This window comes from Algoriphagus terrigena DSM 22685 (genome assembly GCF_000429445.1).
Classification (GTDB): Bacteria; Bacteroidota; Bacteroidia; order Cytophagales; family Cyclobacteriaceae; genus Algoriphagus; species Algoriphagus terrigena.
Genome location: NZ_AUBW01000004.1, coordinates 316,660 through 332,880 on the forward strand (window position 1 = coordinate 316,660; position 16,221 = coordinate 332,880).

Here is a 16,221-nt window from a genome sequence, read left to right on the forward strand (position 1 = left end):
TTGGCAGAAATGGAACCCTCGCTTCGGGCGCTTTGGTACATCGCCCTACCTACCTCGCTGATCTTCCTCCTTCAGACGATCTTGACCTTCATAGGCTCTGATTCTGGAGATGGGATCAACGCAGATTTTGACGGAAACTTGGAGGGAGCCGAGGCGCCTTTTCAGCTCTTCACACTGCGCAATCTGATCAATTTCCTGTTGGGCTTCAGCTGGACCGCGATTACCTTTTACCACTCCATCGGCAGTTACACACTTCTACTCATGATTGCCACCTGCGTGGGCTTGGGCTTTGTGTGGTTGTTCTTTTTCATCATCAAGCAGATCGTCAAACTGGCCGAAAACAACACCTTTAAGCTCGAGGACACGCTACACAAATCGGGTACTGTTTACCTATCCGTTCCGGGCCATAAAGAAGGCGCGGGCAAAATCTCCATCAGCGTGAAGGGTTCGCAAAAGGAACTCAGCGCAATCTCTCTCTCAGAGCGAATCGAAACAGGTGCCGCTGTCAAGGTGATCGGAATCGAAGGAGGAAACCTCTTAATCGTCGAAAAAATCTAACCTCTATTTCTTTTATGGATCCTTTAATTCTCATCCTGGCAGGAGCCTTTGTGGTCTTTGTGACGATCATCGCGCTGATCTCCAGATACAAGCGGTGTCCTTCGGACAAAATCCTCGTCATCTATGGCAAAACCGGTGGCACCTCTGCCAACTGTATCCACGGAGGAGGCGCATTCATCTGGCCGGTAATCCAGGACTATGCTTTTCTGGACCTGAAGCCCATCTCCATTGACGCCAACCTGACCAATGCACTCTCCAAGCAAAACATCCGCGTGGATGTGCCTTGCCGATTTACCATCGCAATCTCCACCGATGCAGATACGATGAATACCGCTGCCGAGCGTTTGCTGGGATTAGTTCACGAGCAGATTCAGGAGTTGGCAAAGGACATCCTTTTTGGTCAGCTGCGTCTGGTGATTGCCACGATGACCATCGAAGAAATCAACTCCGATCGGGACAAATTTTTGGACAATATCTCGAAAAACGTAGATACCGAACTGAAGAAGATCGGCTTGAAGTTGATCAACGTCAACGTCACCGACATCAAAGATGAGTCAGGTTACATCGAGGCATTGGGCAAAGAAGCTGCAGCAAAGGCCATCAACGAAGCCAAAATCTCTGTAGCTGAGCAGGAGAAAATCGGGGAAACCGGAAAGGCCCTGGCCGACCGGGAAAAAGATGTGCAAATCGCCGACACCCAGCGGGAACGGGACGTGAAAATCGCCGTGACTCTCAAGGATCGGGAAGTGAGTATAGCCCTGGCACAAAAAGAAGAAAGTATTGGAAAAGCAGAAGCCCAGCGGGACACACGTGTCAAGACCTCCGAAGCAAACGCAATAGCGATCAGAGGGGAAAATGAAGCAAAAATCTCCATCGCACAGTCGGACGCCCTTCGAAGAGAGAAAGAAGCGGAAGCTCTGAGAACCGCCCTCGCCTCCGAAAAAGTCCAACAAGCCAGAGCGCTGGAAGAAGCCTACCTAGCCGAGCAAAAAGCCGAAACCGCCCGCGCGGAAAGAGAGCGCTCTACCCAAAACGCCAACATCGTAATCCCTGCCCAAATCGCCAAGCAACGAGCAATCATCGAAGCTCAGGCTGAGGCAGAACGAATCCGTGAGCAGGCAAAAGGAGAAGCGGACGCGATCTTTGCCAAGATGGAAGCCGAGGCAAAGGGTCTCTACGAAATCCTGACCAAGCAGGCAGAAGGCTATCGCGAGGTGGTCAGCGCTGCAGGGGGTGATCCGACCAAAGCCTTCCAGCTCCTATTGATCGAGAAGCTGCCGGAACTGGTCAAAACACAGGTGGAAGCTGTCAAAAACATCAAGATCGACAAGATCACGGTATGGGATTCCGGACAAGGCGAAAATGGAAATAACTCCACAGCCAACTTCGTCTCGGGCATGATGAAAACCGTCCCTCCGCTCAATGACCTCTTCAACATGGCCGGGCTTAATCTTCCGACCTATCTCAAAGGGGAAGATCCCGGAACGCTACCAAAGCTAGACGAGCCTACAAAAATTGACTAGAAAAGAAAAAGCCCCAAAAACGCGATGTTTTTGGGGCTTTTTCCTTGATATAGATTTCCTTGACTCGCTAGTTTCCACTCACATCCAAGAAGCTGTAGCCCATCTGATCCAGCGCGACGAACGTGGTCTTGGCCGAAAGAGCCAATTTCACTTCAGGAGTGACATCTTCTTGTAGAATCTGTAGAAAAGACATGCTTTGGCCACAGAGATAAAATTCGACGCCGACTTTTTTCAACTCCTGAAGAGCCAGAAGGGTCGGGTTATCGACGCCATATTTCTTTCGGTAGGCCTCATTGTTGACCACAGCCTTGGAAAGCCCCCCATGAATGACCGCTGCAATCTTGATTTTGTCAGCGGGCACGCCGTTGGCAATGAAAAGATTGTAGGTCCGGGCAATTTCGGTAAAGGGTTCATGGATCTTGGTGGAGTCCTTTAAGCTGCCGTACACATCGATCGCAATCTTGTAAGTCAGACTCGGATCATAAGGCATCACTGCATTGGAAATCGGCACCACTCCCACCCACGGCGCAAAATCCAAGACCGGATACGTCATCTTTTCCTTGATGTGAGCGGGCATGGTCATTTGGGCCATCCCGAGGTTCGAGATCAGCAGGAAACTAAAAAAGAACAAAAGGTTTTTCATAAGGTCTGTTAGGTTGGATTGATACTCCAAGTACAAAATAAATTCTGACAATCAGATCGCTGCCCTTTCGCTCAGCTGTGAGAAATATCGGTTTTGTCCCGTTGACTGGACTTGATGAACTACCCATCTCTTTAATCCTTTATCCGTTATTAAAAAAATATTCCCTCATTGAAGCCCTCTGGGCACCATTTTTAGGGCTACTTTTGAAGAATTTTGAGAGAAAAACCTACCAAATCCTGAACATATACACTTTATGATCATTCAAATTGCTCTTCTTTTAGTCGGCTTGGTGCTGTTAGTCAAAGGTGCGGACTGGCTCGTGGATGGCGCCTCCGTTTTGGCAAAAAAGAAAAATGTCTCTGACTTGGCCATCGGATTGACCATCGTGGCCTTCGGTACCTCTGCCCCAGAACTGGTCGTCAATGCCGTCGCCGCATCTGGCAACTATCCTGACATTGTCTTTGGCAACATCATCGGATCCAACAACTTCAACCTGTTCATTATCTTGGGAATTTCCGGATTGATCATTCCGCTTTCGGTGCAGTCCAGCACCGTCTGGAAAGAAATTCCCTACTCGCTTTTCGCAGCCATCCTGATTTTTTTCCTAGCCAACAACTATCTCATCGGCAATTCCGAGGGACTATCCAGACTGGATGCGGCGATACTTCTGGGTCTCTTCTTGGTATTCCTCTACTACGTGGCCACTCAGCTCAAAACCGATCCCAGCGCTGAGATCCTCGAGGTGAAAGACTACTCCACTCTGAAGATATGGGTTCTGATATTCCTCGGACTGGCTGGATTGGTCGGCGGCGGGAAACTCGTCGTAGACAATGCCGTCGCCATGGCTCAGTCCTTGGGAGTCAGTGAAAAAATCATCGGACTCACGATCGTCGCTGCGGGTACTTCCCTGCCAGAACTCGCCACTTCCGTGGTGGCAGCCATGCGCAAAAACACTGATATCGCCATCGGAAACATCATTGGATCAAACATCTTCAACATCTTTCTCATCTTGGGAGTCAGCGGATTGATTCGCCCCTTGGCCTACAATGCGAGTTTCAATACCGACTTGTACATTTTGGCAGGCGGCACGATTTTTCTCTTTTTAGCGATGTTTACCGGCAAGCGACACCGATTGGACCGCTGGGAAGCAATACTACTGTTGGTCGTATATCTCGGGTACACCGGCTATCTGGTGAGCGCGGAACTCTAAACGATACCACACTCAAAATCAAATGGTTTCCACAGCGGAAACCATTTTTTTTGCCATTTGTCAAATTAAGCGTGCTCCAAACTTGGATTCATTCTAAATTTCCAACGGTGATCTCGAATTAATTTTTGATTTGCCCCAATAACCCAAACCTATCATGCCTTTTACCCAAAAAAACCTTTTTGTTCTTTCGATTCTATTCTGCCTGTTTGCTGCTACATGCTCTTTTGCGCAGCAAAACAAAGGCAAAATCAGAGGGACAATCCTCGACCAATCCAATTCTGAGCCGCTCCCTTTTTCGACAATCGGGGTTTATACTGAAAAAGACAGCTTGGTCGGCGGCGGCATTTCTGACGAAAATGGCAAATACTCCGTGGATCTCCCTTTCGGGAAATTCTACGCTTTGATCGAGTTTATGGGTTTTGAATCCCAAAAAACAAAAGTTTTCACACTCTCCAGAGAGGAACAAAACCTGGATCTAGGCCAAACGGAGCTTTCCACGACCGCTTCCGATCTCAATGAAGTGGTAGTTCAGGGCGAAAAGACGGTCATGGAGCTATCGCTCGACAAGCGGATTTTCAATGTGGGAAAAGACCTCGCCAATGCTGGCGGTAATGCTTCTGACATCTTGATGAACTTGCCTTCCGTGGCCGTGGATCCGGATGGAAATGTCCGCCTGCGTGGTTCGTCTAACGTCCGGATTCTGATCGACGGCAAGCCTTCCGGCCTCGTAAGCTTCAAGGGAAGCGCCGGGCTCCGTCAGCTTCCGGCAAACATGGTCGAGCGTGTGGAAGTCATCACCAATCCGTCGGCACGATACGAGGCAGAAGGCATGGCCGGCGTCATCAACATCATCCTTAAAAAAGACAGCAAGCAGGGATTTAACGGGTCATTCGAAGTCATCGCCGGATACCCGCTGAATACAGGATTCACCGCCAATCTCAACTACCGCCACAACCGGATCAACTGGTTTGTCAACTACGGCTTGTCTTACCGTGAGCAACCGGGCGTGAGCGAACTCTATCAGGAGGTGTACAATGAAGACGGGACAACGTCGATCCTGAGCCAAAACAACTCCTCCACCGTCACTGGATTGAACAACAACCTGCGGGGTGGCTTGGATTATTATTTCAACGAAAACAGCATCCTGACCGCTTCGTACCTTTGGAGAAGAAGCGATGCGCACCGGATTACAGATATCAGATACAACGACTACCTCAATAGCTTTGATAACTACTTGGGCTATTCACTCCGTCGCCAAGACGAGACTGAAGACGAACCAAACAAGGAAGCAATCCTCAACTACAAGCGCACTTTTGCCCAGAAAGGCCACGAGTTCACGGCATCATTCACCTATCTCAACTATTGGGAAAGATCCAATCAGCTCTTTACCCAAAGTTCATTCACTCCCGAAGGCACACCCGAGCCGGCTGAAGACCTCGTCCAGACGTCCCTCAACGACGAATACGAAAACCAGTATTTGCTCCAGATGGACTACGTCAAGCCTTTTGCTACCAAGGGAAAGATAGAAACCGGTCTCAGAACTAGCTTCAGAGAGATGGAAAACGACTACCTGGTGCAGGAGGAGGACGAATCGGGCGACTTCGTGACCATTCCGGGCTTGGACAACATCTTCTTGTACAATGAAAACATCCTGGCGGCCTATGCCATCGTCGGCAACGAAACCGGGAAATGGAGCTACCAAGGTGGCCTTCGCGCCGAGCACACGGACGTAGAGACTATCCTTGTCGAAACCAACGAAGACAACCCGCGGGACTATCTTAATTTCTTCCCATCAGCACATCTGACCTATAATGTCTCCGAGGAAAATGCCTTGCAGCTGAGCTACAGCCGAAGGATCAGAAGGCCTGTCTACAACGATCTGAGCCCGTATGTGACCTTCTCAGATCAGCGGAACTTCTTCAGCGGCAATCCCGATCTGAATCCCGAATACACCGACGCCTTTGAGTTGGGGTATATTAAATACTTCGACAAAGCGACCCTATTTTCCACCGTCTATTTCAGAAATACCGTGGACAAGATCGAGCGGATCCGCCAAGTCAACGAAGACGGATTTTCGGTGACCGCTCCTTACAATCTGACCGGCGAAGAGTCCGTCGGTGTTGAGTTCAGCGGGGACTATCGCATCAAGGATTGGTGGAAGCTGGACTTCAACGCCAACTTCTTCCATGCCCGAATCGACGCCAGTAACATCGGACAAACCGAACTGAGAAAAACCTACTCTTGGCTCTTCCGCCAGACTTCCAGATTTACCTTTGGCAAAGGTTGGGACATTCAAGTCCGTGCCAACTACGACGCGAAGCAAAAAACCGCTCAGGGCTTCAGAAAAGGGATCTTCTTCATGGATCTGTCCGCCAGCAAGCGGATTCTCGAAGACCGGGGAACGCTCGTCCTGAATGTCACGGACATCTTCAATTCACGTATCAACCGCTTCATCTCCGAAGGATACAACTTCTTCACCGAAGGCGAATCGCAAATGCTGCGAAGACAAACCAACTTGACTTTTGCCTACAGGATCAAGCAATAGTCTATCTTGTAGCCCAGGCCATCCGATTCTTGACTGGTTTTCTTTGACTCCGAAAGCGTAATTCCACCCATGCGTTCAGCCCTTCTTTTTTCCCTTCTGTTTCTCGGGCTGGCCTGCACGCTTTCCGCACAAAAAATCAATGCGGGATACCGATTGACCATCCAAAAAGCGAGTTCGCCGATCCTGATTGATGGTGTTTTAGATGAAAAAGCCTGGGAAGAAGCAGACGTGGCGACCGATTTTTTCATGATCACGCCGATGGATACCAGCTTTGCACGGGTGAAGACAGATGTGCGTATGAGCTACGACGACGAAAATCTGTACTTGATCGTGGTCAACCATCACGCGATGGAAGGTCCGTACATGGTGGAGTCCTTGCGAAGAGATTTTTCTTTCGGAAAAAATGACAACTTCCTCCTCTTCATGGACCCCTTCGATGATCTCACCAATGGGTTTTCCTTCGGCGCGAATGCGGCCGGCGCGCAGTGGGACGGACAGATGTACAACGGCGGTTCGGTCGACCTCAGCTGGGACAACAAGTGGACATCTAAAGTCAAAAACTACGAAGACAAGTGGGTTTTCGAAGCTTCAATTCCTTTCAAGTCCATTCGCTACAAAAAAGGGATCACCGAGTGGGGCATCAACTTTTCCAGACTTGATCTGAAGACCACTGAAAAATCCGGCTGGGCACCGGTCCCTCGTCAATTTCCATCCGCCTCCTTGGCTTACACTGGCACACTCGTCTGGGACAATTCTCCGCCAGATGCCGGAGCAAATATCTCAATCATTCCCTATGCTCTGGGTGGCGTGAGCAAAGACTTTCAAAACGGAGGTTCAACAGATACCCGTGGCGAAGTCGGCGTAGATGCAAAGATCTCCCTGACCTCCTCGCTCAATTTGGATCTGACCGTAAATCCAGATTTTTCCCAGGTAGAAGTTGATCGACAAGTGACGAATCTGGACCGTTTTGAGCTGTTCTTCCCCGAGCGAAGGCAGTTTTTCCTGGAAAATGGGGACCTGTTCGCGGGTTTCGGATACACGACGATCAGGCCTTTTTTCTCCAGGAGAATCGGGCTGAATGCCCCAATCCAATTTGGGGCGAGGCTAAGTGGTAAGATTAACAAAGATTGGCGAATCGGCGCGATGAACATGCAGACCGGTGATGTCGAAGAGACCGCTTTACCTTCCCAAAACTTCACCGTGATGGCCCTCCAGCGGCAGGTCGGCGCGAGATCCAACATCGGGGCGATCTTTGTCAACAAGCAGTCTCTCAACTACAATCCCGACACGACTTCAGAAAACCCAGTCTACTCCCAGTTCAACAGAAACGTCGGACTGGAATATAATCTTGCTTCGGCCAACAACATCTGGACTGGCAAGGCCATGATGCTCCAAAGCTTCGCTCCGGACAATTCCGGCAATGGCTTCGTCCATGCCGCCAACCTCAAATACACCGCCGGAAACCTGACCTGGAGCTGGCAACACGAGTATGTGTCCGAAAACTACACCGCCGAAGTCGGTTATGTCCCACGCCGGGGTTTCTACAAAGTCAATCCTTTTGTTGGCTATCGTTGGTTTCCGAAAAGTCAAAAAATCCTCAGTCACGGGCCTGATGCGAGCATGACTCTTTTCTACAACACGAAGGGTGTTCACACCGACAACAACTCTTTCATCTCTTATAACGTCCGCTTCCGAAGCCAGAGCAACCTTTCAAGTTATCTGATTTACGACTTTGTGAAGCTTCAGGCCCCTTTTGACCCGACCAATTCCGGCAATGAGAAACTTCCCGTGGGATCCGATCACTATGCATTCAGCTGGAGAACCGAGTACATCTCCAAACCGCAAAGTGTATTTACTTACGGCTTTACGACCAGACTCGGAGGCTATTACGCTGACGGGGAATTGTACACGCTGACGACAGATTTGGGTTATCGCTTTCAGCCCTATGTGAGTCTCGCACTGAGTACGACTTACAACAAGATCGTGCTTTCCGAGCCTTGGGGCACCACAGATTACCTCTTGATCGGCCCGAGGATAGACGTCACGATGACCAATACGTTGTTCTTCACAGCCTTTGTCCAGTACAATGAGCAGATCGACAACATCAACTTGAACACCCGCTTTCAGTGGCGATTCAAGCCAGCCTCGGACATCTATCTGGTCTATACCGACAACTACCTGCCGGACCCTTTCAATGTGAAAAACAGATCACTGGTGCTGAAATTCACGTATTGGTGGAATATTTAAGAAGCGCAGCGCTATTGGGTACAATTCATCATTTCCGATTCTTTGCAAAGCAAGAAAGTCCCCTTTCCATAGCTGACCAGCCGCCTTACACCAATCCAGATTTAGATATGAGAGAACCACCGCTGCCGAAATCTTAACCTCAAACCATCCATTCCGGAGACTATCTGGATTGGGGCTTAGGTTTGAAAAGCAAAAACCCTTGAAGTCTTCACGACTCCAAGGGTTTTATTCCTCCAGCTCATTTCAATTAAAGCGTTACTGACTTCGCTGCGGATAATTATTAAAGCTTCTCAAAAACCAATCTAGCATGCCCCATGATCTCTCTTTCGAAGCAGACCCTGTTAGGACGCACGCGGAGGATGGCAAGTTGGTGTCTGAATTCTTTGTCGGTGAATAACTTCGGAACCAGCGACGCAAACCACAGGTATTTTGACCAGCTAAACTTATAGAAAAGCTTCGTCCACTCCCGGTTGGTTTTCACATAATCCAACCTTCCATCGCTGTAGTAGGTGTTTTTGAAGAATGGGCTGGCCGTACGTACGACATGCTCATAGCCATAAGGCACCCAAGAATCAGGGTTATGCTTGAGCAAAAGCGCCAGAAAATAGCTGTCGGAATCTTTTGGCGCATTGATGTCAATCTGATCAAATGGCATCACATTCTTTTCGAAAGTCATGGTTTGCATGTAGAACTTTCCGCCGGGTTTAAGCAGGTTGGCCACATGACGGAAATAGTCTTCATACACCTCATCTTGCCTGCCTTCCAAGTAGTCTTTGACAGACGAGACATGCTCAAAGCTTCCAAAAGCAGTCACGGCATCGAATGTCCCAAAATCTTCCGGCTTCACGAACCTCGCATCTTTGATGTAGGCATTGAGGCCGTTTTCCCGGCAGGCATTCACCTGGCCATCGGATAGGTTGACGCCGATCCCATCCGCCCCGACCACATCTCTCAGGTATTTGAGCCAGCCTCCCCAGCCACATCCCAAGTCCAGCACCCGGCTTCCTTTCTTGATCCCCAAATCCTTCGCGACAAATTCATGCTTTCTCCGCTGGGCTTCTTCGAGTGTGAGGGAAAAATCGCCTTCGTACATCGCATTACTGAACACGGCATTTTCACCCAGACTGCTTCGGATAAACTTGTCAATGTTGGTATAGGTGAAGTCCATCTCCTTTTTCTTGTCCCAGGCCTGACCTTCACGCTCACTGACACTCGATCCACTCCATTTCTTGGTTAGTAGTTCTTTGTTGATTTCGGTTTGTTCCATACGAAGGTTGATTGAAATTTGGAAAGGATTGTTAAAAATTTGAAAATCAGAGTTCTACCAATGTACTCTTTCCGATGGAAAAATAAAATACTGCGAAGGAATCCACTCAGGACAATTTCAGTCCAAACTCAAATATATATCCGCTCAAACTTCATCAAACAAGGCATCCATCGTCACCTGGTTTTGCACCAGCAGGTCGCTATAGGAATTGTGATGCAAACCATAGCTGCTTACAAATGCCAGATGAACCGCCTTTTTGGTTTTTGAAACTTCTTTGAAAACGGAGAGCTTTGCCCTCAACTGATCCGCATATTCCTTGTTAATGGTATAAGTGTCCAAGGGAAATTTGCATTCACAGATCGTGATGACATGATCCCGCCGGTCGATGAGTAGGTCGATCTGGGCTCCTTTGTCTTCAGTAGCACCTCGCCAGGCCGCTTGCTCAGCTTGTATCCCGCTTATCCCCAAGGCTTTTTTGATTTGAGGGACGTGATCCAGGCATACCTGCTCAAAAGTAAATCCTTGCCAAGCCCGATGTGTGGGCTGATCGATCAACTGAAGCCAGTCACTTCCTTGGGGCTTCTGAAGAAAGCGGAAGTAAAAAGCCGTAAAATAGTCTGAAAGACGGTAAATAGTGTTTTTATTCTTTCTGTCCAATGCCGGATATGAAGTGATGAATCCACTTTCCTCCAGATCGATCAACACTTTGCTCAAGGTTCCACCTGACTGCAATCCGGAAGATTTGATGACATCATTTCTTGCCATCCCGTAGGGTTTGGTCGAAAGCACCTCCACAACCTTTTCATACACTTCGTGTCGCTTGAACAGCGCCCGATAAAGGTTGTGAAACTCATTGCGAAGCAGGCCACTTTTCTCAAAAAACACATCCTGGATATTTTGAGCAGCACTTTTCCCAGGTTCCACCGCATCCAAATAGTAAGGCACTCCACCCATACACATGTACAGCTGGATGAGTTGGTACCGATCGAGGTGACAGTTGTTTGATTTCAACAGTTCCTCAGCTTCCCCTAAAGTAAAGGGTTCAATTTTCATTTGGCCAGTGACCCTATTGTGAAGACCTCCGGTGCTGTTGATGACTTCGGTCAGCATCCAGGAAGCGGCAGAACCGCATACTATCAGCAAAACGTCCTTGCGATGCGTGGCCCACGCATTCCAAAAATGCTCCAAAGCCATCAAAAAATCAGAGCCATGCGTATGCATCCATGGCAGTTCGTCTATGAAAATGACTAGTTTTCCCTCTTTCTTTTTACTTTCCAAATGCTCCCGCAAACGTTGGACAGCCTCCAGCCAATTCGCCGAAGGGGAATCGAAAACAAGATTTGACTGCCGATTCATCTCCGTATCGAAATTGAAAAGTTGCTGCGCGGTAGTCGCGTTAGCCATTCCAGTGATAAAAAAATCAAACTGATAGCTAAAATATTCCTTGATAAGATAGGTCTTTCCGACCCGTCTCCGTCCGTACACTGCCAGAAACTCAGACTTCTTGCTTTCCAACAATTTCTGGAATCGCTCCTTTGGTTTCTTTCGCCCGATCAGATTTGGATTTTCCATAATTTATTTGATTACAGCCAAAACTATATTAAAAATACTCTTTTTGGCTGTAAATAAAATATTTTGCAGCCAGAAATTGATATAAATATCCGTTTCTGGCTGCAACCAAATTCATTTGCAGCCAGTTTTAATAATATTTCCAATGTTTTGGCTGCAAAAGCTCTGATTTTAGATTCTCCAATCACAAGATCAATTAAGGCTACCGCCTACACCTCTGTCAAACTTCAAAAAAAACCCGCTGAGAAATCTCAGCGGGATTGTTGGACTGAACAGATCCTATTCGATTACTTCTTCCAGCTGGCTTTGCCGCCTTTAGCAGAGTCTACCGTGATGCTGTATCCGGAACCAGAAGACACAATCCACTTCACTTTCACCGCACTCATGCCGGGAATATTTTCGACAGCGATGCGGTCAGGAGAGTTTTTTTGCTCGCTGAACTTCTTCATATCCGCATCCTCTACGATAAATCCAGCTACCACTTTGGCCCCGGAAATCGTCACGTAGTCTGGACGCTCGATCTTGTATTTCAAGTCTTGGCTGGCGTGGGTCGGCATCATCCGCTCGTTGAAGATCGTCGCTGTGATCGACTTCAATCCTCCTCCGAGATCCTCCTCTTTCACATCCCTGACCGAAAGCTTCGGAGTGTGATAGGCGTGATAGATTGAGAAGGCAGCGTTTCGATGCGCATCCTGTTCCAGCAAGAATCCAGGGTGAGCGCGACCAAAGGTCTTCTTAAACCCACCGATCTCTACCGCCCCGAATTGTGGATGCGAAAACTCCTTCCAGTTGACAAACGCATCTCCAAAAGTCAGTAGTTCGTCCACCTTGTATTGTTCATCCTGGGCGCCTCTTCCGCCGGATTGTTGATGAAAATACAGGTAGGAAACCATCAGTTCGTTGGAATACGTGAAGACACCGCGGTTGCCATAGAACCAGTCCAACTCCCCGCCAAACACAGAATATAGATCCTTGTAAACCGTCAGATAGCGATAGCCGGGAATCATCTCTTCACCTTTCTTGGCGATCGCGTCATAGATCCGGATGTCATTTTGGTTGTATGTATTCAAATCCTCCTCGGCGCCTGGCCCACGAAGGATCATCCCGCCTGAATTGTGGAAACTCTGCGCCCCCGCAATATTCGGATGCTTCATCACAAATTCCATTACCGAGCGGTTTTCCGGCAGGGTAAATGGATATTTCAGCGCACCTCTTTGGATGTAGTCCGGCTGCCAGTTCCATCCCCAATCCCGGTTGGGATCATAGTAGCCAATGCCATCGTCATTGACTTGGCCGTCGCCGTCGTTATCCGTTCCTTCCTGACCGAGCATTTCGTAGGCGCCGACCTGATTTGGCCCCACAGCGATCAGTTTGCGCGGATCCAACGGATCTTTGATAAACCTACCGGTCGGAGACTGACGGATCATCATCGTGATGTTACCATCGCCGTCGAGATCATCCATCATGTCTTCCCCGTTCTGCCCATCTCCGTCGTTATCCAGGACCAGCATGCCTGATCTCGGAGAGTTGGCCGTGTTTGGCTCTTTGAAAAAGTTGTTTCTGGCGTCAGGATTAATCGTCGGCGTGATGTAGAAGGTCTTGTCCTTCAGCAACTGCTTCACAAACTCGTTGTCAGCGTGCATCTCGGTCAGGTACCACGCCACGTAGAGCGAAAATTCGCCCCCTTGAACCTCATTGGAGTGGATGTTTCCGTCGATCCACATGGCTGGCTTATCGGTGTCTTTTCCTGCGGAAAAATCCGTGATCGTCAAGGTCAGGATTTCCCGGCCTTCCACAGACTTACCGATAGACTCGACCTTGGCCAAATCGGGATGTGCAGCGGCGATTTTTTTCATCCAGTCCCAAAGTCCTTCGGCGCTGTAATAGCGGTTCCAAGCGATTTCGACTTTTGGTTTATGCGGCGAACCGATGGCGCGGAAGTAATTTTCCTGCTGGCCATGGGCATCTATTGCAAACAAACTACTTGCTCCCAAAGCCAGGGCTACAATCAGATTTTTGGTTTTCATAGTATTCATGGCTTAGAGTTTTACAGTTTGAGTGGCAAATCCTGCGTGGGCAGCTCCGGCTTTGATCGTCACCGATCCAGTCCCTCGGACGATCCAACTGAAAGTTTCCTTTCCAAATGCATCTATTGAATCCACCAATTTGATCTTGTCACCGGAGACGATCTTGTCCGCGGAAGCGTCCAAATCTATCCGGATTTTTCTCAGCCAGCGGGATCTGGCGCCCATCTCCGAATGGGTCGGAAGCGGTGAATTGTTGTACAGATCAACCGTCACCCTGGTCAGTCCATTTCCCAAAGATTCGGTCTTGAGGTTGTGAAACTCCAATTTCGGCTGGATTTCGGCCAGTTTTAGGATAAAAGTCGTTTGCGCGATGGCGATCGAATCAACTTTGTCGAAAGCTGGATTGGTGGTCAAAAATGGCTTGATACCGCCCACTTCTACTTTTTGGTTGGGAAAATCCGGATGCTTCACCTCAGTCCAGGGCACGAAAGACTCTTGCCCCAAAGAATCTGACCAAGCGAGCAAATTGGCCTCGGCGTTGGTTTTTCCCTTGAACTCAGGCGTCCAATAGCCCGGCGTCGAGAAGCTTAATCGGGCAAAATGGAAGTAAGCCCACTGGAAGAAGTCGCCGTCCGTTCCCTGATTGGTTTGCTGAAAAGCTTTTGCTGGAACTGTCTCATTATAAATCTCCGAAACCATCGCGTTGATCGCCTGGTCTTTTTCCAAGATGGAAGTGACCACGCGCTTCTTGGCATCTCCCGCGCTGTATTTTAGGGGACTCGAGAGGTTGTTGGAAGGGGAGAAAGTGACGAATGCAAAGATATTCCACTGCTCAAACAGGTAGTCGAGCATCGCCCGGCTTTCCGCCTGAGACACCGCCAAGTCGCCAGCGAAAGGCTCAAAAACCGGAAACTTGTAAGTCAGAGACTTATTGAAGGCCACACCTTCCTTCAGATCCTCTGCGAATTTGCCGTCTTTGTCATCATCCTTGCTTTCCTTGTAGAGGCTGTATTTCCCCGCTTCCCCTTTAGCCCGATCAGCTTTGACCAGCACCCGTTCGTCTTCTATGGAAGCGATCCAGTCTCCCATCGGGTCTTCGACACGCATCCAAGTGATCATCCCGTCTCCATTGAGATCGGAGTAGCCGCTTTCGCCAGCTTTGCCGTCACGGTCATGATCCATGGATACGGCATTGCCGCGGCGCTCATACTTCAGTGCAGCGTGGTACTGCTCATAGGCATCCGGCGACATGTTGGGAAAGATGTAAAACGTCGTCTTCTCCAGCGCGGCGGCATTTTCGGTCACGAGCTTTTCAGCAAACTGCAGCACCAGCTCGACGCTCAAGACATGAAATCCCTCGACACCACCGACTACGGCGATTGCTGGTTTCTCATCTTTGGCACCGCTGCCTATCTTGAGTACGTAGATGTCTTTGCCACCAGCTGTCTTGGTGAGTGATTTCAGCTCTACGGAGGCGTTGCCGCCGAGTTTTTGGAGCCTTTGGGTGATCTGACTGCCTGTGGGATAGTCTGCTTGCGCAAAGGCATTGCCGCAAATCAAACTCCCCAACAACAGTCCTGTGAGTAAGAATTTTCTCATAAGGAATGGTTCGGGTTTTTACTGAACAAATGGATTGAAAACTGTAGGGAAGTTTAGCGAAAAAAGGTAAGACTTTAAGGCTGGATTTTTTTGGAAAAAGAAATCAGCCTCAAGCGGATACCGCGTTGGACAAGCGGCGTGGATTCAGATTTAGGTTTGCCCTTTGACAAAAATTCGCGTATTTCAGAAAAATAAGCAGGTTCCCATGTATCAGAAAATTGCCCTTGCCATCGCTTTCTCCCCCAGGATGGAAGCCTTGATAGCCGAAGCCAAGAGATTGATCGAGATCTTTGAATCCGAGCTCGTATTGATCCATGTGGGGTTAAAACAACCCGAGCTCGAAGCAAAACTTTCCGAAATTCTTGAGGCCAAGGGACTGAAAACGACCCCGGTAAAGACCATCTGGAAAGAGGGAAAACCTGCGAAAATGATCCTCCAAGCATGCGAAGAAGAAAAGGTAGATTTACTCATGCTGGGAGCTTTGAAAAAGGAGGGCATCTTCACCTATTACCTCGGATCGGTCGCCAGGAAAGTGATCCGAAAGGCGCATTGCTCCGTGCTGACCTTGATAGATCCACAGGCGACTCCCACAAAATTCTCAAAAGTCGTCATCAATGGAACCCAACTGGAGGTCACTCCCAAAGTGATCGCCCAAGGTCTGAAATTTTGCCAGGCAGAGGGAGCTCAGCAAATCCATATTCTCAACGAAATCAAGTTGTATGGGCTGCAAATGGCGACAGCAGGTGAAGGCTCAGAAGATGAAGTCAACCTAACCCGGAGAAAACTCGTGCAGGACGAAATCAAATACGTCCAAGAAATCCTAGACGGCCTGGATCAAAGTGGTCTGAAGATCAACATCAAAGTCACCGCTGGAAAATGGGCAATAGAGCTCGTGAGGTATTGTGAAGCGATCAATGCTGATATCCTGGTGATGGGAGATGAACACGGCTACACCTTCATTGACCGGCTCTTTCCCCACGATCTCGAGGAGATTCTTTCGGATCTCCCCTGCAATCTTTTAATCGTCAAGTAA

At 48.9% G+C, this 16,221-nt stretch carries 11 protein-coding genes; 6 read left to right on the top strand and 5 right to left on the bottom strand.

Features of this window, described 5'->3' with window-relative positions; genetic code table 11:
* Nucleotides 1-9 precede the first annotated feature (9 nt).
* Together G459_RS0103810 and G459_RS0103815 are read left to right on the top strand one after the other, a co-directional pair.
* Nucleotides 10-558: an NfeD family protein gene (locus G459_RS0103810; protein WP_245588119.1), complete on the top strand. Its 549-nt coding sequence runs from the start codon at nucleotides 10-12 to the stop codon at nucleotides 556-558.
* A 14-nt stretch (nucleotides 559-572) separates the two neighbouring features.
* Nucleotides 573-2,081 (top strand): flotillin family protein, encoded by a 1,509-nt coding sequence (locus tag G459_RS0103815; RefSeq protein WP_026966458.1) that lies wholly within the window; start codon nucleotides 573-575, stop codon nucleotides 2,079-2,081.
* A 67-nt stretch (nucleotides 2,082-2,148) separates the two neighbouring features.
* Here the strand turns inward: G459_RS0103815 and G459_RS28790 are convergent, their stop codons facing one another.
* The gene (locus G459_RS28790) at nucleotides 2,149-2,724 is read right to left on the bottom strand and encodes a DsrE family protein (RefSeq protein ID WP_051315051.1); all 576 of its coding nucleotides are present in this window, start codon (nucleotides 2,722-2,724) and stop codon (nucleotides 2,149-2,151) included.
* Between the two features lie 253 nt (nucleotides 2,725-2,977).
* Between G459_RS28790 and G459_RS0103825 the strand changes: the two genes are divergently transcribed.
* From G459_RS0103825 to G459_RS0103835, 3 genes are all read left to right on the top strand, one after another.
* Nucleotides 2,978-3,934: a calcium/sodium antiporter gene (locus tag G459_RS0103825; RefSeq protein ID WP_026966459.1), complete on the top strand. Its 957-nt coding sequence runs from the start codon at nucleotides 2,978-2,980 to the stop codon at nucleotides 3,932-3,934.
* A gap of 154 nt (nucleotides 3,935-4,088) precedes the next feature.
* The gene (locus G459_RS0103830) at nucleotides 4,089-6,479 is read left to right on the top strand and encodes a TonB-dependent receptor (RefSeq protein ID WP_026966460.1); all 2,391 of its coding nucleotides are present in this window, start codon (nucleotides 4,089-4,091) and stop codon (nucleotides 6,477-6,479) included.
* A gap of 69 nt (nucleotides 6,480-6,548) precedes the next feature.
* Nucleotides 6,549-8,726: a DUF5916 domain-containing protein gene (locus tag G459_RS0103835; protein ID WP_026966461.1), complete on the top strand. Its 2,178-nt coding sequence runs from the start codon at nucleotides 6,549-6,551 to the stop codon at nucleotides 8,724-8,726.
* Between the two features lie 280 nt (nucleotides 8,727-9,006).
* Here the strand turns inward: G459_RS0103835 and G459_RS0103840 are convergent, their stop codons facing one another.
* The 4 genes from G459_RS0103840 to G459_RS0103860 form a co-directional block, all read right to left on the bottom strand.
* Nucleotides 9,007-9,993: an SAM-dependent methyltransferase gene (locus G459_RS0103840; RefSeq protein WP_084454333.1), complete on the bottom strand. Its 987-nt coding sequence runs from the start codon at nucleotides 9,991-9,993 to the stop codon at nucleotides 9,007-9,009.
* A gap of 144 nt (nucleotides 9,994-10,137) precedes the next feature.
* Nucleotides 10,138-11,565, bottom strand: a complete 1,428-nt coding sequence (locus G459_RS0103845; RefSeq protein WP_035455094.1) for an AAA family ATPase — start codon at nucleotides 11,563-11,565, stop codon at nucleotides 10,138-10,140.
* A 284-nt stretch (nucleotides 11,566-11,849) separates the two neighbouring features.
* Nucleotides 11,850-13,589: a M14 family metallopeptidase gene (locus G459_RS0103855; protein WP_026966464.1), complete on the bottom strand. Its 1,740-nt coding sequence runs from the start codon at nucleotides 13,587-13,589 to the stop codon at nucleotides 11,850-11,852.
* 12 nt (nucleotides 13,590-13,601) lie between these two features.
* Nucleotides 13,602-15,188 carry a M14 family metallopeptidase gene (locus G459_RS0103860; protein WP_026966465.1) on the bottom strand — a complete coding sequence of 529 codons (1,587 nt, stop codon included), beginning with the start codon at nucleotides 15,186-15,188 and terminating at the stop codon, nucleotides 13,602-13,604.
* A gap of 205 nt (nucleotides 15,189-15,393) precedes the next feature.
* On the opposite strand from G459_RS0103860, the gene G459_RS0103865 reads away from it, so the two are divergent.
* Nucleotides 15,394-16,221, top strand: coding sequence for a universal stress protein (locus tag G459_RS0103865; RefSeq protein WP_026966466.1), 828 nt, complete (start codon nucleotides 15,394-15,396; stop codon nucleotides 16,219-16,221).